This is a genomic window from Roseateles sp. (assembly GCF_965229315.1).
Lineage (GTDB): Bacteria > Pseudomonadota > Gammaproteobacteria > Burkholderiales > Burkholderiaceae_C > Pelomonas.
The window spans coordinates 351,145-367,846 of the sequence record NZ_CBDDJA010000001.1; the positions used below are offsets into that span (position 1 = coordinate 351,145).

The 16,702-nt window shown below is 69.6% G+C and carries 17 protein-coding genes; 14 read left to right on the forward strand and 3 right to left on the reverse strand.

From position 1 onward, the window contains the following. The first annotated feature begins 83 nt into the window (after positions 1-83). The 9 genes from trpE to ACO07H_RS01690 all read left to right on the forward strand — a co-directional run bounded on the left by trpE (position 84) and on the right by ACO07H_RS01690 (position 7,491). Entirely contained in the window at positions 84-1,571 is a 1,488-nt protein-coding gene (gene trpE / locus ACO07H_RS01650; RefSeq protein WP_422010446.1) for an anthranilate synthase component I, read from the forward strand. Between the two features lies 1 nt (position 1,572). After that, entirely contained in the window at positions 1,573-2,154 is a 582-nt protein-coding gene (locus tag ACO07H_RS01655) for an anthranilate synthase component II (RefSeq protein ID WP_422010448.1), read from the forward strand. Between the two features lie 168 nt (positions 2,155-2,322). Continuing rightward, positions 2,323-3,375: a low-specificity L-threonine aldolase gene (gene ltaE / locus ACO07H_RS01660; protein ID WP_422010450.1), complete on the forward strand. Its 1,053-nt coding sequence runs from the start codon at positions 2,323-2,325 to the stop codon at positions 3,373-3,375. Between the two features lie 2 nt (positions 3,376-3,377). Next, positions 3,378-3,890, forward strand: coding sequence for a DinB family protein (locus ACO07H_RS01665; RefSeq protein ID WP_422010452.1), 513 nt, complete (start codon positions 3,378-3,380; stop codon positions 3,888-3,890). A gap of 1 nt (position 3,891) precedes the next feature. Continuing rightward, entirely contained in the window at positions 3,892-4,929 is a 1,038-nt protein-coding gene (gene trpD / locus ACO07H_RS01670; RefSeq protein WP_422010453.1) for an anthranilate phosphoribosyltransferase, read from the forward strand. Beyond that, positions 4,926-5,720, forward strand: coding sequence for an indole-3-glycerol phosphate synthase TrpC (trpC, locus tag ACO07H_RS01675; RefSeq protein WP_422010455.1), 795 nt, complete (start codon positions 4,926-4,928; stop codon positions 5,718-5,720). The genes trpD and trpC overlap by 4 nt, the downstream gene beginning before the upstream one ends. Then, positions 5,717-6,415 (forward strand): uracil-DNA glycosylase, encoded by a 699-nt coding sequence (locus ACO07H_RS01680; protein ID WP_422010457.1) that lies wholly within the window; start codon positions 5,717-5,719, stop codon positions 6,413-6,415. Before trpC ends, ACO07H_RS01680 begins: the two co-directional genes overlap by 4 nt. A 174-nt stretch (positions 6,416-6,589) precedes the next feature. Then, on the forward strand, positions 6,590-7,120 hold the full coding sequence (locus ACO07H_RS01685) for a PEP-CTERM sorting domain-containing protein (RefSeq protein WP_422010459.1): 531 nt from the start codon (positions 6,590-6,592) through the stop codon (positions 7,118-7,120). Between the two features lie 209 nt (positions 7,121-7,329). Beyond that, positions 7,330-7,491, forward strand: a complete 162-nt coding sequence (locus ACO07H_RS01690) for a hypothetical protein (RefSeq protein ID WP_422010461.1) — start codon at positions 7,330-7,332, stop codon at positions 7,489-7,491. A gap of 6 nt (positions 7,492-7,497) precedes the next feature. Here the strand turns inward: ACO07H_RS01690 and ACO07H_RS01695 are convergent, their stop codons facing one another. Then, positions 7,498-8,430, reverse strand: coding sequence for a LysR substrate-binding domain-containing protein (locus tag ACO07H_RS01695; protein ID WP_422010463.1), 933 nt, complete (start codon positions 8,428-8,430; stop codon positions 7,498-7,500). Between the two features lie 172 nt (positions 8,431-8,602). Here ACO07H_RS01695 and ACO07H_RS01700 point away from each other — a divergent pair, with 172 nt between their 5' ends. From ACO07H_RS01700 to ACO07H_RS01715, 4 genes are all read left to right on the forward strand, one after another. Further along, a complete protein-coding gene (locus ACO07H_RS01700; protein ID WP_422010465.1) occupies positions 8,603-9,337 on the forward strand; it encodes an alpha/beta hydrolase in 735 nt (244 codons plus the stop codon). Positions 9,338-9,359: 22 nt separating this feature from the next. Then, a complete protein-coding gene (locus ACO07H_RS01705) occupies positions 9,360-10,583 on the forward strand; it encodes an efflux RND transporter periplasmic adaptor subunit (RefSeq protein ID WP_422010467.1) in 1,224 nt (407 codons plus the stop codon). Positions 10,584-10,702: 119 nt separating this feature from the next. Beyond that, entirely contained in the window at positions 10,703-13,945 is a 3,243-nt protein-coding gene (locus ACO07H_RS01710; RefSeq protein ID WP_422010469.1) for an efflux RND transporter permease subunit, read from the forward strand. A 5-nt stretch (positions 13,946-13,950) separates the two neighbouring features. Next, on the forward strand, positions 13,951-15,360 hold the full coding sequence (locus ACO07H_RS01715) for an efflux transporter outer membrane subunit (protein WP_422010471.1): 1,410 nt from the start codon (positions 13,951-13,953) through the stop codon (positions 15,358-15,360). 12 nt (positions 15,361-15,372) lie between these two features. Here ACO07H_RS01715 and ACO07H_RS01720 read toward each other — a convergent pair whose 3' ends face one another. Beyond that, a complete protein-coding gene (locus ACO07H_RS01720) occupies positions 15,373-15,606 on the reverse strand; it encodes a hypothetical protein (protein WP_422010473.1) in 234 nt (77 codons plus the stop codon). A gap of 167 nt (positions 15,607-15,773) precedes the next feature. On the opposite strand from ACO07H_RS01720, the gene ACO07H_RS01725 reads away from it, so the two are divergent. Further along, positions 15,774-16,334: a thymidine kinase gene (locus tag ACO07H_RS01725; protein WP_422010475.1), complete on the forward strand. Its 561-nt coding sequence runs from the start codon at positions 15,774-15,776 to the stop codon at positions 16,332-16,334. A 103-nt stretch (positions 16,335-16,437) separates the two neighbouring features. On the opposite strand, the gene ACO07H_RS01730 is transcribed toward ACO07H_RS01725, so the two are convergent. Then, a complete protein-coding gene (locus tag ACO07H_RS01730; RefSeq protein ID WP_056266878.1) occupies positions 16,438-16,674 on the reverse strand; it encodes a hypothetical protein in 237 nt (78 codons plus the stop codon). Positions 16,675-16,702 lie beyond the last annotated feature (28 nt).

Here is a 16,702-nt window from a genome sequence, read left to right on the forward strand (position 1 = left end):
CCTGACGCGCACACCTTCGCGTTGCCCGTGCACCAACGGGCGGCACGCCAAGCCCTGAGACTTGTCTTTCAAGGTTTGACGTCGTGATCACCGAACTCGAATTCCAGAGCCTCGCCAGCGAAGGCTACAACCGCATCCCGCTCATCAGCGAGGCGTTCGCGGACCTCGAAACACCGCTCTCCCTGTACCTCAAGCTGTGCGCGGGTGCCGGCCAGGGGCGCAACAGCTTCCTGCTCGAATCCGTCGTCGGCGGCGAGCGCTTCGGGCGCTACTCCTTCATCGGCCTGCCGGCGCGCACGCTGATCCGCGCGACGGGCAGCCTCAGCGAGGTGGTCACCGACGGCCAGGTCGTCGAGAGCCACGAGGGCAACCCGCTGGACTTCATCGCGGCCTACCAGGAGCGCATCAAGCCCAAGATCCCGAGCGGTCTGCCGCGCTTCTGCGGCGGCCTGGCCGGCTACTTCGGCTACGAGGCCGTGCGCGCCATCGAGAAGCGCCTGGCCGCCACGCACAAGGACGGCGGCCTGGGCACGCCCGACATCCTGCTGCTGCTGTCCGAAGAGATCGCCGTCATCGACAACCTGTCGGGGCGGCTGTACCTCATCGTCTGGGCCGACCCGCGCCAGCCCGAGGCCTTCTTCCGTGCGACCAAGCGCCTGACCGCGCTGCGCGACAAGCTGGGCTACTCGGTCAGCGTGCCGCGCGTGAGCCGCAGCGAGGCCCACCCGGTCACGCGCGGCTTCGCCAAGGCCGACTACCTGGCCGCCGTCGCGAAGGCCAAGGACTACATCGCCGCAGGCGACCTGATGCAGGTGCAGGTGGGCCAGCGCATCTCCAAGCCCTACAAGGCCGAGCCCATCGCGCTGTACCGGGCGCTGCGGGCGCTGAACCCCAGCCCCTACATGTACTTCTACGACCTGGGCGACTTCCAGATCGTCGGCGCCAGCCCCGAGATCCTGGTGCGTGAAGAGCATGCCGCGGACGGCGCCCGCAAGGTGACGATCCGCCCGCTCGCCGGCACCCGCCCGCGCGGGTCGACACCCGAGCGCGACCTGGCCCTCGAAGCCGAGCTGCAGGCCGACCCCAAGGAGCGCGCCGAGCACCTGATGCTGATCGACCTGGCCCGCAATGACATCGGCCGCATCGCGCGCACCGGCAGCGTGAAGGTCACGCAGAGCTTCAGCGTGGAGCGCTACTCGCACGTGATGCACATCGTCTCCAACGTCGAAGGCGTGCTGCGGCCCGAGGTGGGCCAGCTCGATGTGCTCAAGGCCACCTTCCCCGCCGGCACGCTGACCGGCGCGCCCAAGGTGCGGGCGATGGAGCTGATCGACGAGCTGGAGCCGGTGCAGCGCGGCATCTACGGCGGCGCCTGCGGCTATCTCAGCTTTGCCGGCGACATGGACCTGGCGATCGCGATCCGCACCGGCATCATCAAGGACGGCACGCTGTACGTGCAGGCCGCGGCGGGTGTCGTGGCGGATTCAGTGCCCGAGCTGGAGTGGCAAGAGACCGAAGCGAAAGCGCGCGCCTTGCTGCGCGCCGCCGAACTCGTGGAAGAGGGGTTCTGACATGTTGCTCATGATCGACAACTACGACAGCTTCACGTTCAACCTCGTGCAGTACTTCGGCGAACTGGGCGCCGAAGTGAAGGTGGTGCGCAACGACGAGATCACGGTCGCCGAGATGGCCGCACTGGACCCCGACCACATCGTCTTCTCGCCCGGCCCCTGCACGCCCAACGAGGCGGGCGTGTGCGTGGAAGCCATCCGGCATTTCATCGGCAAGAAGCCGTTGCTGGGCGTGTGCCTGGGCCACCAGGCGATGGGCCAGGCGCTGGGCGGACGCATCATCCGCGCCCAGCGCCAGATGCACGGCAAGGCCAGCACGATCACGACTGACCAGCGCGGCGTCTACAGCGGCCTGCCCAAGGATTTTTCGGTGATCCGCTACCACTCGCTGGTCATCGAGGAAGCCACCTGCCCTGCGGTGCTCGAGATCACCTCGCGCAGCGAGGACGGCGAGATCATGGGCGTGCGCCACCGCGAACTGGCCGGCACGGCCACGCCGCTGGAGGGCGTGCAGTTCCACCCCGAATCCATCCTCAGCGAGCATGGCCACGCGATGCTGCGCAACTTCCTGGAGATGAAATGACAGCCCCTCGCCCGGTCTTGCGCCGGCTGGACGCCGGCAAGCCCAGTCGGTCCCCCGAGGGGACGGCGATGCACGCAGCCTCAAGCTGCGTGCACATCGCCCGCGGGCCGGCTGGGGGCGGCCCGGCGCTCGTCCCGCGCGCCTGCTTGCACGATCAGAGGCCTTGCCATGACTGACTACGCGACTTTCGCGAACACAGCATCGAATGCTCCGACAGTCGTCGACCTGCGCAGCGACACGGTCACCAAACCCACCGCTGCCATGCGCGAGGCCGTGGCCCGTGCGGTCGTTGGCGACGACGTCTTCGGCGACGACCCCACCGTCAACGCGCTGCAGGAGCGCGTGGCCGCGCTGCTGGGCAAGGAGGCTGCGCTCTTCATGCCCAGCGGCACGCAGAGCAACCTGTGCGCGCTGCTGGCGCATTGCGGGCGCGGCGACGAGTACATCGTCGGCCAGATGGCCCACACCTACCGCTACGAAGGCGGGGGCGCGGCCGTGCTGGGCAGCATCCAGCCCCAGCCGCTGCCCAACCAGCCGGACGGCACGATACGGCTGGAGGACATCGCCGCCGCCATCAAGCCCGACGACCCGCACTTCGCGCGCACACGGCTGCTGGCGTTGGAGAACACCTGGGGCGGCAACGTGCTGTCCACGCAGTACACCAACGCGGCCTGCGACCTGGCCCATGCGCGCGGCCTTGCCACGCACCTGGACGGCGCACGGCTCTTCAACGCCGCGGTGGCGTCGGGCCGCAGCGTGTCGGACCTGGCGCGGCCGTTCGACTCGGTGTCGATCTGCTTCAGCAAGGGCCTGGGCGCGCCCATCGGCTCGATGCTGGTCGGCTCGCGTGAGCTGATCCAGCGCGCCCACCGCGTGCGCAAGATGGTGGGCGGCGGCCTGCGCCAGGTCGGCCTGCTGGCGGCGGCGGCGGACCATGCGCTGACGCACCACGTCGCGCGCCTGGCCGATGACCACGCGCTGGCCAGGCGGCTGGCCGACGGCCTGGCCGCGCTGCCGGGCATCAGCCTCACACCACCGCAGACGAACATCGTCTTCGCGCAGGTCAGCGACGGCCGCGGCCCGGCGCTGATCGAGCACCTGAAGTCCCGCGGCGTGCTGGCGACCGGGCTGATCGGCCTGCGCTTCGTGACGCACCTGGACGTCGACGCGGCCGGCATCGACCATGCGATCAGCGTGACCCGCGAATTCCTGGCGGCCTGACCATGTCTTCATCCTCACTGCTGAGCTCGCTGTTCGAGCACAAGGCCTGGATAGACCCGCAGTTCTTCGACCAGCTCGCCAAGGTGGACGGCGCGGCCCACGCCGACGCCCACCACCAGGCACTGCGCATCCTGAACCACATCCACACGGTGGACCGCATCTGGGCCGGCCACCTGCGTGGCGAGCCGCACGGCCTCACCGGCACCAACACCGACGACACGCCCACGCCGGACGCGCTGCGCGCCGCGTTCGCGCAACTGGATGCCTGGTACCTGGACCATGTGCGTTCGCTGAGCGACGCGCAGTTCGACGAGGTCATCACCTTCCGCTTCACCGACGGCGACGCGGGCCGCATGACGCGCGGCGAGATGCTGGCCCATGTCATCACGCACGGCAGCAACCACCGCGGCGCCGTGGGCGCCTGGCTGCGCCAGGCCGACGTGCCGCCGCCACGCGACCTGTTGACCCGCTACCTGCACCAACACGAGCCCGAGCGCCGTTCGTCCGAGGTCTGACATGCCCATCACCGACACCGAAGCCCTCACCCGCGTCATCGAGCACCGCGAGATCTTCCACGACGAGATGCTGACGCTGATGCGCCGCATCATGGCCGGCGAGATGTCGCCCGTCATCGCGTCCGCGCTGCTGACCGGGTTGCGCGTGAAGAAGGAAACCATTGGCGAGATCACCGCCGCCGCGCAGGTGATGCGTGAGCTGTCCAACAAGGTGCCGCTAGGACCTCTGCCCCATCTCGTCGACGTCGTCGGCACCGGCGGCGACGGCGCGCACAGCTTCAACATCTCGACCTGCTCGATGTTCGTCGCGGCGGCAGCCGGCGCGCAGGTGGCCAAGCACGGCAACCGCAGTGTCAGCAGCAAGACCGGCAGCGCCGACGTGCTGGAGGCGCTGGGCGCCGACATCCAGCTGACGCCGCGCGCCGTGGCCGCGAGCATCGCGGCGTGCGGCATCGGCTTCATGTTCGCGCCCAACCACCACCCGGCGATGAAGAACATCGCGCCGGTGCGCCGCGAGCTGGGCGTGCGCACCATCTTCAACATCCTGGGCCCGCTGACCAACCCGGCCGGCGCGCCCAACATCCTGATGGGCGTGTTCCACCCCGACCTCGTGGGCATCCAGGTGCGCGTGCTGCAGCGGCTGGGCGCGGAGCATGCGCTGGTGGTCTACGGCAAGGACGGCATGGACGAGATCTCGCTCGGCGCGACCACGCTGGTGGGCGAGCTCAAGGACGGCGCGGTGCGCGAGTACGAGGTCCACCCCGAAGACTTCGGCATGGCCATGGCCAGCAACCGCAGCCTGAAGGTGGATGGCCCGGAGCAGTCGCGCGTGATGCTGATCGGCGTGCTGGACGGCCAGCCCGGGCCCGCGCGCGACATCGTGCTGCTGAACGCCGGCGCGACGCTGTACGCGGCCAACGTGGCCTCTACCCTCGCCGATGGCATCGAGCGGGCGCGCCAGGCGCTGGACAGCGGCGCGGCACGCGCCAAGCTGGATGCGTTCGTGAAGGCCACACAGGGGCTGGGAGGCAAGCAGTGAGCAGCGACATCCTGAACCGCATCGTCGAGGTCAAGTGGGAAGAAATCTCGGCGGCGAAGCTGAAGCGTTCGCTCGCCTCTCAGCGTGAAGAGGCCGAGGCGCGCAAGGCCGAGCGCCTGGGCTTCGAGCGCTCGCTGCGCGCCAGCATCGCGGCCGGCCACGCGGCCGTCATCGCGGAGATCAAGAAGGCCAGCCCCAGCAAGGGCGTGCTGCGCGAGGACTTCCAGCCCGCCGTGATCGCCGAGACCTACGCCCGCAACGGTGCGGCTGCCTTGAGCGTGCTGACCGACGAGCGCTTCTTCCAGGGCTCCGTCGCCTACCTGCAGCAGGCCCGCCTGGCCTGCGAACTGCCGGTGCTGCGCAAGGACTTCATGGTCGACGAGTACCAGGTCATGGAGGCCGGCGCGATGGGCGCGGACTGCATCCTGCTGATCGCCGCCTGCCTGGACGACGCGCAGCTGGCCGACCTGGAAGCCGCCGCGCATGCGCTGAAGCTCGACGTGCTCGTCGAGGTGCACGACGGCGCCGAGCTGGACCGTGCGCTGAAGCTGAAAACGCCGCTGGTGGGCATCAACAACCGCAACCTGCGCACCTTCGACGTGACGCTGGACACCACGCTGTCTCTGCTGCCCCGCGTGCCGGCCGACCGGCTGCTGGTGACCGAGTCCGGCATCCTGGGCGCTGCCGACGTGAAGCGCATGCGCGACGCCAACGTGCACGCCTTCCTCGTCGGCGAGGCGTTCATGCGCGCGCCCGACCCCGGTCAAGCGCTGGCAAACTTGTTCGGATGAAGCTGCCTCTGGACCTGCCTGACACCGACTGGCGCCCTGTCGTCGACGCCTGGGCCGCGTCGCCTGCGGGCCAGCGGCTGGAAGCCTTCCTCGAAGAACGCGCCGCGGCCGGCGCCACGGTCTACCCGCCCGAGCCGCTGCGGGCGCTGACACTCACGCCGCTGTCGCAGACCCGCGTCGTCATCCTCGGCCAGGACCCGTACCACGGCCCCGGGCAGGCCGAGGGGCTGTCCTTCAGCGTGCCGCCCGGCGTGCCGCTGCCGCCCAGCCTGCGCAACATCTTCAAGGAGATCCAGCGCGACCTGGGCAAACCGTTCCCCGCGAACGGCAGCCTGGTGCGCTGGGCCGAAGGCGGCACGTTGCTGCTGAACGCGGTGCTGACCGTGGAAGACGGCCAGCCCGCCAGCCACGCCAACCGCGGCTGGGAGGCGCTGACCGACGCGCTCATCCAGGCGGCCGCGGAAGACGCCGCGCCCAAGGTCTTCATGCTGTGGGGCAGCTACGCGCAGGCCAAGGCGCCACTGATCGAGGCCGCTCACCAGGGCCACCTCGTGCTGAAGGCCAACCATCCGTCGCCGCTGTCCGCGCTGAAGCCGCCGCGCCCCTTCATCGGCTGCGGCCATTTCTCGACGGCCAAGGCCTGGCTGGAAGCCCGGGGCCGTGGCGCGCCGCGCGCCAGGGTCAACGCGGGCTGACCCGGGCTGGCCGCGATATGCGCTTCCTGCGACCTGCATAAATGGTTCCCGTGGGTTGCCTGTCCCCCACGCAGGGGACTAACACGCCTATCCGTTGACCCCGGTGCGGGCACGCCTGTAAGGTCGGGCGTGATCGATCGATTTGGCGGTCGGCAACCTTTGAAGGAGTGAGGAATGAACAGATTTCTGATGAAACGCATGGGCTCGCTGCTGCTGGCCGGCGCCGCGCTGCTGGCGGCCGGTGTGGCGCGCGCCGACACGCTGTGGAACTGGTCGTACAGCGGCGACGGCGTCACGGCGTCCGGCACCTTCACGACCGCCGGCAACGCGCTGGTGCCGGAAGACATCCTGAGCTTCACCGGCACGCGCAACGGCACCACCATCCTGGGCCTGGTGCCGCTGGACAGCGACAGCAACTTCGTCTACGACAACCAGTTCACCCGCATCGCGCCCTACTTCAGCGAACCCGGCATCCTGTATGACATCGGCGGCGGCACGGCGGACTCCCACATCAACATCTACTGGGACTCCGCCGACGGCCTGATCCATGACCTGCAGGTCGATCCGACCGAGTCGTTCGTCATCGACACCGTCGTCACCTTCTCGGTGAGCGCCGTGCCCGAGCCGGCCACCTACGCCTTCATGGCGCTGGGCTTGGTCGCCGTCGGTGCGGTGGCACGCCGCCGTCGCGCCCCTGACGCCTGACGCCTGCGCCGCTTCGATCACTGCGGGCCGGGTCACCGGCGCCGCAGTTTTTTCATGCCGCGGCACGTTGCATGAGCGCCGATTGTTCCGCCGGCAGCAACTCGCCGTTCTGTTTCACCGTCTTTTTCATCGGCCCGCGAATACCTAAAGTGACAACCTGTCGGCACACCCCATCGCCTACCGAGCGGGTGCCGACCAGGAGCCGTCACATGAACAACAACACACGATCCCTTTTCACGATGATCACCGCCGCGACCGCCGTCACGGCGCTGGCGGCGGGCATGGTGCTGGCGATCAGCGCACCGGCGCCTGCGGCCGAGGACTTCGGCCAGGCCGCCGTCATCGTCACCGCCAGCAACGACGGCGCCTGAGCCCGTTCAGGCCGTACAGCGCATCTTCACGCCGCCCAGCGCCTCGCGGCCGATCAGCTCCACCACCCAGTCGACGAACACCCGCAGCTTGCTGCTGAGGTGCCGGTTGGGCGGGTAGACCACATACACGGGCACCGGGTCGGTGTCCCAGTCCTCCAGCACACGCACCAGCTCGCCGCTCTTGAGCAGCGGCCCGGCCATGAAGCAGGTCACCTGCACGGCGCCCAGATGGGCCAGGCCGGCATTCAGGTAGGCGTTCGCATCGTTGACGGCCAGCACGTGGTTGCCGATCACCTCCACCACCTCGTCGCCACGGCGGAACGTGTCGCCGACGACCTTGCCCGTGCGCGCCGAGAAATAGCCCACCATGCGGTGCGGCGCCTCGCCCAGCTCGCGCGGGTGCGACAGCGGCCCGTGGCGGCGCAGGTACTCCGGCGTCGCGCAGGTGATGAAGCGGAACTCGCCGATGCGCCGCGCCACCAAGCTCTGGTCGGTCAGCTCCCCGCCGCGGATGACGCAGTCGACGTTGTCGCCGAGCAGGTCCACCGGGCGGTCGCTGACCCCCATCTCGATCTGGATGTCCGGGTACTTGGCGTAGAAGTCCGGCAGGTGCGGAATGATCATCTCGCGGCCCACGACGCCCGGCACGTCGATGCGGATGCGCCCGCGCGGCGTCACGCGCGCCTGGTTCATGCTGCCTTCCAGCTCCTCCAGGTCGCCCAGCAGCCGCATCGCGCGTTCGTAGTAGGCGGCGCCGTCGGGCGTCACCGTCACGCGGCGCGTGGTGCGGTTCAGCAGCTTGGTGCGCAGGTGCGTTTCCAGCGTCTGGATCAGGCGCGTGACGGTGGCCTTGGGCAGGTCCAGCGAGTCGGCGGCCTTGGTGAAGGTGCCGGCCTCGACGACCCGCACGAAGGCTTGCATGGCTTGGAGTCGGTCCATCGTCGTCAGCGGAGTTGAACGTGGCCACCAAAGGCCGCGGGAATTCGATTGTTCCACGCACAAGAAAAGTGAGTCCCTTTCAGGGCCGTTTATCTGCGAGCAACCAATGTTTATCTTTCGGGTCATGGACAACATGGCCCCATCGCCTTTGCGCCTCGGCCCCAACCCGGGATTGAACGCCTGCCTCTACCCCGCCCGCCAGCCACTGGCTGGCGGCGGCCACGCGTTGCTGCTGTTCCTGCACGCCGGCACCTTCACCGCAGGCTCCTGCGAGGCGGCCGCGGCGCGTTGCGCATTGCTGGCCGACGCGGGCGCCACCGTCGTCGCGCTGGACTACCCGCTCGCCCCCGAGCACCCCTTCCCCGCCAGCCTGGTGGCAGCGTTCGAGGCGCTGCAGGCGCTGGCCGCCAAGCCGGCCCGGTTCACCGGCAGTGCGCAGACGGCGCTGTTTGTGGCCGGCGAAGAAGCCGGCGGCAACATCGCCGCGGCGCTGGCGCTGATGGCCCGCGACCAGCGCGCGCCCAAGCTGGCGGGCCAGTTGCTGATCTCGCCCATGCTGGACCCGCAACTCGGCAGCGCCTCCATGCGCGAGGGCGAATGCGGCGACAGCCAGTGCATCTATGCCAAGGGCTGGCAGGCCTACCTGGGCGACTGCACCCGCGCCGACCACCCCTACGCCGCGCCGCTGAACGCCAGCCGCCTCGCGGGCCTGGCGCCGGCCCTGGTGCTCAGCGTCGCCGGCCACCCGCTCAATGACGAATCGCGCCGCTATGCGGATGCGCTGCGCGAACACGGCGGCGCCGCCCGCGACCTCACGCTGGCCGCCATCGCGGCGGACCAGGTGCTGGCGCCCGTCCACGACTTCCTCAGCGAGGCCACCGGCCGCGCGCTCTCGAATCTTGCCTGACCCCTGCTCGGAGAAACAACAAATGCAGTCATCCCCTCGATTCAACCGCCGCCTGGGCCTGCTGGCCGGCGCCGTCGCCCTCATCGCGCTCGGCGCCGTGGGCATCGCCCAGTTCGGCCAGCCCGCGCACGCCAGCCCGGCAGCGGCCGCACCGCCCGCCACCCCCGTGTCCGTGGCCCAGGTCGTCAGCCGCGAGATCTCGGCATGGAACGAGTTCTCGGGCCGGCTGGAGGCCGTGGACCGCGTGGACGTGCGCGCCCGCGTGTCGGGCGCCGTGCAGTCGGTCCACTTCCGCGAGGGCAGCCTGGTCAAGGCGGGCGACCTGCTCGTCACCATCGACCCCGCGCCCTATCAGGCCGAGGTGGCGCGCCTGGAGGCGCAGGTGGCCGCCGCGCAGGCCCGCGTGACCTACACCGCGAGCGAGGCGCAGCGCGCCAGGTCGCTGCTGGAGGAGCGCGCCGTGGCCCGCCGCGAGTTCGACGAGAAGGACAACGCCGCCCGTGAAGGTGCGGCCAACCTGCGCGCCGCGCAGGCCGCGCTGCAGTCGGCCCAGCTCAACCTCGGCTACACGCAGGTGCGGGCGCCGGTGGCCGGCCGCGTCGGCCGCATCGAGGTGACGGCCGGCAACCTGGTCGCCGCGGGCGCCGGCGCGCCGGTGCTGACGACGCTGGTGTCCGTCAGCCCCATCTATGCCAGCTTCGACGCCGACGAGAAGGTGGTGCGCGACGTGCTGGCCTCGCTGCCCGGTGCCGACGGCAACGCCCGCGGCGAACGCCGCGGCCTGGAGCGCGTGCCGGTCGAGATGCTGAACAATGACCGCACCACGACCGGCCGCATCCAGCTCGTCGACAACCAGGTGGACGCCAGGAGCGGCACGCTGCGCGTGCGCGCCGTGTTCGACAACAAGGACGGCGCCCTGATGCCGGGCCAGTTCGCCAAGCTGCGCATGGGCCAGGCCAGGAACGAACCGGCGCTGCTGGTCAACGAGCGGGCCGTGGGCACCGACCAGGACAAGCGCTACGTCATCGTCGTCGGCACCGGCAACCAGGCCGAATGGCGGCCGGTGACGCTGGGCGCCAACGTGAACGGGCTGCGCGTCGTGACCAGCGGCCTGAAGGGCGGCGAGCGCATCGTCGTCGGCGGCCTGCAGCGCGTGCGGCCGGGGTCGGTCCTCGCGCCCAAGGACGTCGCGATGGACGTCAAGCCGGAGCTGGCGGCGCAGCAGGCCAGCGCCAAAACGTCCTGATCGCTCTCCTGATCTAAGAAGCCCAACCCCACCCGCGAGCGCTGTCTGCGGGCCGGTCCAGCCGGCCCGCGGGGGGCGTGCTGTCGCCTGAAAACGCGTCGCTCGCACCAGGAGTACCCATGAACTTTTCCAAATTCTTCATCGACCGCCCCATCTTCGCGGGCGTGCTGTCGCTGCTGATCTTCATCGGCGGCCTGCTGTCGATACGCGCGCTGCCGATCTCGGAATACCCCGACGTCGTGCCGCCGTCGGTCGTCGTGCGCGCCCAATACCCGGGCGCCAACCCCAAGGTCATCGCCGAGACGGTGGCCACGCCGCTGGAGGAGGCCATCAACGGCGTCGAGGACATGCTCTACATGAGCAGCCAGGCGACCACCGACGGCCTGATGACGCTGACCGTCAGCTTCAAGCTGGGCACCGACCCGGACAAGGCGCAGCAGATGGTGCAGAACCGCGTCGCGCAGGCCGAGGCCCGGCTGCCCGAGGAGGTCAAGCGCCTGGGCGTGACGACCGTCAAGAGCAGCCCCGACCTGACCATGGTCGTGCACCTGACCTCGCCCAACGCGCGCTACGACATGACCTACCTGCGCAACTACGCGCTGCTGAACGTCAAGGATCGCCTCGCGCGCATCCCGGGCGTGGGCCAGGTGCAGTTGTTCGGCTCGGGCGACTACTCGATGCGCATCTGGCTGGACCCGCAGAAGGTCGCCGAGCACGGCCTGTCGGCCAGCGACGTGGTGGCGGCCATCCGCAGCCAGAACGTGCAGGCCGCCGCTGGCGTGGTGGGCGCGTCGCCGGGCCTGCAGGGCATCGACCTGCAACTCTCGGTCAACGCGCAGGGCCGCCTGCAATCGGTCGAGGAGTTCGGCGACATCATCGTGAAGAGCGGCGAGGGCCGGAACTCGGGCGCCGTGACGCGCCTGCGCGATCTCGGCCGCCTCGAACTCGGCGCGTCGGAGTACGCGCTGCGCTCGCTGCTGGACAACAAGTCCGCCGTGGCCGTGCCCATCTTCCAGGCCCCGGGTGGCAACGCGCTGGACATCTCCAAGAACGTGCGCGAGACCATGGCCGAGCTGAAGGCCGGCATGCCCGAGGGTGTGGACTACACCATCGTCTACGACCCGACGCAGTTCGTGCGCGCGTCCATCGAGTCCGTCATCCACACGTTGCTGGAGGCCGTCGCGCTGGTGGTGCTGGTCGTCATCCTGTTCCTGCAGACCTGGCGCGCGTCCATCATCCCGCTGCTGGCCGTGCCGGTGTCCATCGTCGGCACGTTCGCGGTCATGCACGGCTTCGGCTTCTCGATCAACGCGCTGAGCCTGTTCGGCCTGGTGCTGGCCATCGGCATCGTCGTGGACGACGCCATCGTCGTGGTGGAGAACGTGGAGCGCAACATCGCGTCGGGCCTGAGCCCGCGCGACGCGACCTACCGCGCGATGCGCGAAGTCTCCGGCCCCATCATCGCGATCGCGCTGACGCTGATCTCGGTGTTCGTGCCGCTGGCCTTCATCACGGGCCTCACGGGCCAGTTCTACAAGCAGTTCGCGCTGACCATCGCCATCTCGACGGTGATCTCGGCGATCAACTCGCTGACCCTCTCGCCGGCACTCGCCGCGCTGCTGCTGAAGGATCACCACGCGCCCAAGGACGCGCTGACGCGGGGCATGGACCGCGTGCTGGGCGGCTTCTTCGGTCGCTTCAACCGGCTGTTCGCCCGCAGCTCCGAGAAGTACGGCAGTGGCGTGAAGACGCTGATGTCGCGCAAGGCCGTGATGATGGTCGTCTACCTGGCGCTGGTGGCGGCCACGGCCGGGCTGTTCAAGGCCGTGCCCGGCGGCTTCGTGCCCGGACAGGACAAGCAGTACCTGATCGGCTTCGCGCAGCTGCCCGACGGCGCCACGCTGGACCGCACCGAAGACGTGATCCGCCGCATGACCGACATCACGTTGAAGACGCCGGGCGTGGAGCATGCGGTCGCGTTCCCGGGCCTGTCGATCAACGGCTTCACCAACAGTGCCAGCTCGGGCATCGTGTTCGCGACGCTCAAGCCCTTCGAGGAGCGCAAGACCAAGGACCTGTCCGCGGGCGCCATCGCGGGCTCGCTGAACGCGCAGTACGGCGCCATCGAAGACGCCTTCATCGTCATGTTCCCGCCGCCGCCCGTGCAGGGGCTGGGCACCACCGGCGGCTTCAAGCTGCAGCTGGAAGACCGTGGCGGCGTGGGCTACGAGGCCATGGACGCAGCGGTCAAGGCCTTCATGGCCAAGGCCGGCACGGCGCCGGAGCTGGCGGGCCTGTTCTCCAGCTACCAGGTCAACGTGCCGCAGCTGTTCGCCGACCTGGACCGCACCAAGGCACGCCAACTCGGCGTGGCCGTGACGGATGTGTTCGACACGATGCAGATCTACCTCGGCAGCCTGTACGTGAACGACTTCAACAAGTTCGGCCGCACCTACTCCGTGCGTGTGCAGGCGGACGCCGCCTACCGCGCCCGCGCCGAGGACATCGGCGCGCTGAAGGTGCGATCGTCCTCGGGCGAGATGGTGCCGCTGGCCGCGCTGATGAAGGTCACGCCCAGCTTCGGCCCCGAGCGCGCGCTGCGCTACAACGGCTTCCTGGCCGCCGACATCAACGGCGGCGCCGCACCGGGCTTCTCGTCGGGCCAGGCGCAGGCCGCCGTGGAGCGCATTGCCGCCGAGACGCTGCCCCCGGGCATCGGCTACGAGTGGACCGACCTGACCTACCAGGAAAAGATCGCCGGCAACTCCGGCGCCTGGGTGTTCCCGCTGGCCATCCTGCTGGTGTTCCTGGTGCTCGCGGCCCAGTACGAGAGCCTGACGCTGCCGATCGCCATCCTGCTGATCGTGCCCATGGGCCTGCTGGCGGCGATGACCGGCGTGTGGCTCAGCCATGGCGACAACAACGTGTTCACGCAGATCGGCCTCATCGTGCTGGTCGGTCTGAGCGCGAAGAACGCGATCCTGATCGTCGAGTTCGCCCGCGAGCTGGAGTTCGCCGGCCGCACGCCCATGCAGGCGGCATTGGAAGCGGCGCGCCTGAGGCTGCGTCCCATCCTGATGACGTCGATGGCCTTCGTCATGGGTGTGCTGCCGCTGGTGCTGTCCACCGGTGCCGGCGCCGAGATGCGCCAGGCCATGGGCGTGGCGGTGTTCGCCGGAATGATCGGCGTGACCGTCTTCGGCCTGTTCCTGACGCCGCTGTTCTACGTCATCGTGCGCCGCCTGACCGGCAATGCGCCGCTGCGCCACCATGGTGGCCAGGTCGCGGTGCCAGCCGCTGCCGCGCAGGCCGTCGTGCCCGTCTCTCCTGTCGTTGACGCCCTCCCGCAACGAGGCAAGTGATCATCATGAAATCGACTCTGACCCCACTTTTCGCAGCCCTGCTGCTGGCCGGCTGCGCGTCGGTCGGCTCCGTGGCCCCGGCCCAGTTGCCGCAGGCACCCGTGGCCTACAAGGCCGTGACCGCCAGCGACGCGCCGGCCCTGACCGCGAGCTGGTGGCAGCCCTTCGCCGACCCGGTGCTGGACGACCTCGTCACCCGCGCGATGGCAGCCAACACCAGCGTGCAGGCGGCCGCCAACCGGCTGGCGCTGGCCCGCGCCGCGCTGGGTTCGGCCCAGTCGGCCCGCCTGCCGCAGCTCGGTGTGTCGGCCGGCGCCGGCCGCTCGTCCACGCCCGGGCAAACCATCCCGCAACCCGCGACGCAGTACAGCGCCGGCCTGAATCTGGCCTACGAGCTGGACCTGGGCGGCCGCCTGCTGCACGAGCGCAATGCCGCCGCGCTGGACGTGCAGGCCCGCGAGCAGTTGTTGGCCGACGCCCGCTTGCTGGTGCAGGCCAACGTGGCGCGCGGCTACCTGGCGCTGCGCGCGCTGGACACCGAGCGCGACATCGTGCGCGACACCGTCGCCGCCTACGGCGAGACGCTGTCGCTGACCGAGAAGCGCGCCCGCGCCGGCGACGTGGCCGACCTGGACCTGGCCCGCGTGCGCGCCGAGCTGGCCGCCAACGAGGCCGAGGCGCTGGCGCTGGACCGCCGCCGTCTGGAGCTGGAGACGGCGCTGGCCGTGCTCGTCGGCGAGCCCGCGTCCGACTTCAGCCTGAAGCCGACGGCCTGGACGACGGCGCTGCCCGCCGTCCCCGCCGGCCTGCCCAGCGAACTGCTGCAGCGCCGCCCCGACCTGGCCGCCGCACGCAGCCAGCTGCAGGCGGCGCAGGCGCGCGTGGGCGTGGCGCAGGCCGCCTGGTGGCCCAGCCTGTCGCTGACGGCGCAGGGCGGCGGCATTTCCAACGAGCTGTCCAACCTGCTCAAGAGCGGCGCCGGCACCTGGGGCATCGGCCTGCTGGGCGCGCTGCCCATCTTCGACGGCGGCCGGCGCGAGGCCGGCGTCAACACCGCCAAAGCCCAGCTCGACGGCTCGGCCATCGCCTTCCGCGAGCAGTTCCTGCTGGCGCTGAAGGATGTGGAAGATCAGCTCGGCTCGCTGACGCTGCTGCAGGCCCAGGATGCCGCCAGTGCGCGTGCGGTCAGCGCGGCCGGGCAGGCGCTGCGGCTGTCGGACACGCGCTACCGCAACGGCCTCGTCAGCCAGCTGGAGTTGCTGGACGCGCGCCGCAGCGAGCTCGCCAACAAGCGCGCCGCGCTGCAGGTGCGCTCGGCACAGTACCAGGCGACCGTCGGGCTGATCCGCGCGCTGGGCGGCGGCTGGTCGGGCAGCGTCGCGACGACGCTCGCGGCGAACCGCGAGGGGCGCTAGGCGCGCAGGCGCCTAGATCGCCGGCACGCCGACGCCGGGGCCTTCGGGCTCGGCCTTGCAGTTGGGCTTGCAGACCACTTCGTTGCGGCCCAGCAGCCGGATCGACTGCAAGCTGGCCGGCGCGCGGTGCTTGCCGCATTTGAAGCAGGAGCGGGTGTGGCCACTGCCCAGGAAGGGCGATCCGCCCACCTTGGACGCGTAACGCAGCCCATCTTGTCGGACCGCGGTGACGGTGTCTTTACTCATTGCTTCGTACGGGTCGGAACGAAGCAATGATTGACGCACACGCCACATGACAGCGCCATCTCGCTAGCCCGGGGTTTCACCGCAAACGCGACGAAACCGCGGGTTGTCCCGACCTCGACCTGAGGGGTCGGCCTGCGGGGACAATGCGAGCCCGCTCCGAACGACCCATGGCCAAGCTTTTCTTCCGTTATGCCGCGATGAACGCCGGCAAATCCACTGCCCTGCTGCAGGTGGCGCACAACTACGAGGAGCGCGGCCACCATGTGCGCATCTTCACGGCCCGGCTGGACGACCGCTACGGCAAAGGCTTCGTGACCTCGCGCCTGGGGCCGCAGCGCGAAGTGGAGCAGTTCGACGCCGACACGGACTTCATCGCACTGATGGGTGAGAACCCCGGCATCGCCTGCATCCTCATCGACGAGGCGCAATTCCTCAGCAAGCACCAGGTGCAGCAGTTGCACGAGATGGCGCACCTGCGCAACCTGCCGGCCATCTGCTACGGGCTGCGCACGGATTTCCAGGGCGAACTCTTCCCCGGTTCGGCCACGCTGCTGGCGCTGGCCGACGAGATGGACGAGATGAAGACGATCTGCGACTGCGGCCGCAAGGCGACCATGAACATGCGCGTGGATGCCCATAACCGCAAGGTCACCGAGGGCGCCCAGGTCGAGATCGGCGGCAACGCGCGCTACCGGTCAGTCTGCGGGCGGTGCTTTCGCCAAGGCTGACAAGCCGCAGCGTCACGCCCTCGATTCATTGAAGGGCCAGGGAGCCCGTCAATGAATCGCCCCCCAGGGGGCTCAGCCAGCGCATCCGCTGGCCGGGGGCCAACTATTTGGCGGCGATCTGTGCGTCCAGCTCCTTGCAGGACGGCGAGCACACGGGCTGTGACTTGCCCAGCAGCTTCTTTGACTTGAGCATGGCGCGCGGGCGGTGCTTGCCACAGAGGAAGCAAGACATCGTTGCGGCGCCAAAGGAAGAGGTCGCCGCGAAAGGCGAGCCGGGAGCTTTGGAGCGGTAGCGCAGACCATCCGCTTCGATGGTGGTCTTGGTGGTTTCTTTGGCCACACTGGTCCTGTCGAAGAGTGTTGTAAGA

Excerpts from the sequence above, each read along its gene's own strand:
- ACO07H_RS01680 (WP_422010457.1), top strand. The coding sequence starts at position 5,717 with ATGAAGCTGCCTCTGGACCTGCCTGACACCGACTGGCGCCCTGTCGTC.
- ltaE (WP_422010450.1), top strand. The coding sequence starts at position 2,323 with ATGACTGACTACGCGACTTTCGCGAACACAGCATCGAATGCTCCGACA.
- ACO07H_RS01715 (WP_422010471.1), top strand. The coding sequence starts at position 13,951 with ATGAAATCGACTCTGACCCCACTTTTCGCAGCCCTGCTGCTGGCCGGC.
- ACO07H_RS01710 (WP_422010469.1), top strand. The coding sequence starts at position 10,703 with ATGAACTTTTCCAAATTCTTCATCGACCGCCCCATCTTCGCGGGCGTG.
- ACO07H_RS01690 (WP_422010461.1), top strand. The coding sequence starts at position 7,330 with ATGAACAACAACACACGATCCCTTTTCACGATGATCACCGCCGCGACC.
- ACO07H_RS01655 (WP_422010448.1), top strand. The coding sequence starts at position 1,573 with ATGTTGCTCATGATCGACAACTACGACAGCTTCACGTTCAACCTCGTG.
- ACO07H_RS01725 (WP_422010475.1), top strand. The coding sequence starts at position 15,774 with ATGGCCAAGCTTTTCTTCCGTTATGCCGCGATGAACGCCGGCAAATCC.
- ACO07H_RS01695 (WP_422010463.1), bottom strand. The coding sequence starts at position 8,430 with ATGGACCGACTCCAAGCCATGCAAGCCTTCGTGCGGGTCGTCGAGGCC.
- ACO07H_RS01720 (WP_422010473.1), bottom strand. The coding sequence starts at position 15,606 with ATGAGTAAAGACACCGTCACCGCGGTCCGACAAGATGGGCTGCGTTAC.
- ACO07H_RS01685 (WP_422010459.1), top strand. The coding sequence starts at position 6,590 with ATGAACAGATTTCTGATGAAACGCATGGGCTCGCTGCTGCTGGCCGGC.
- ACO07H_RS01705 (WP_422010467.1), top strand. The coding sequence starts at position 9,360 with ATGCAGTCATCCCCTCGATTCAACCGCCGCCTGGGCCTGCTGGCCGGC.
- ACO07H_RS01665 (WP_422010452.1), top strand. The coding sequence starts at position 3,378 with ATGTCTTCATCCTCACTGCTGAGCTCGCTGTTCGAGCACAAGGCCTGG.
- trpD (WP_422010453.1), top strand. The coding sequence starts at position 3,892 with ATGCCCATCACCGACACCGAAGCCCTCACCCGCGTCATCGAGCACCGC.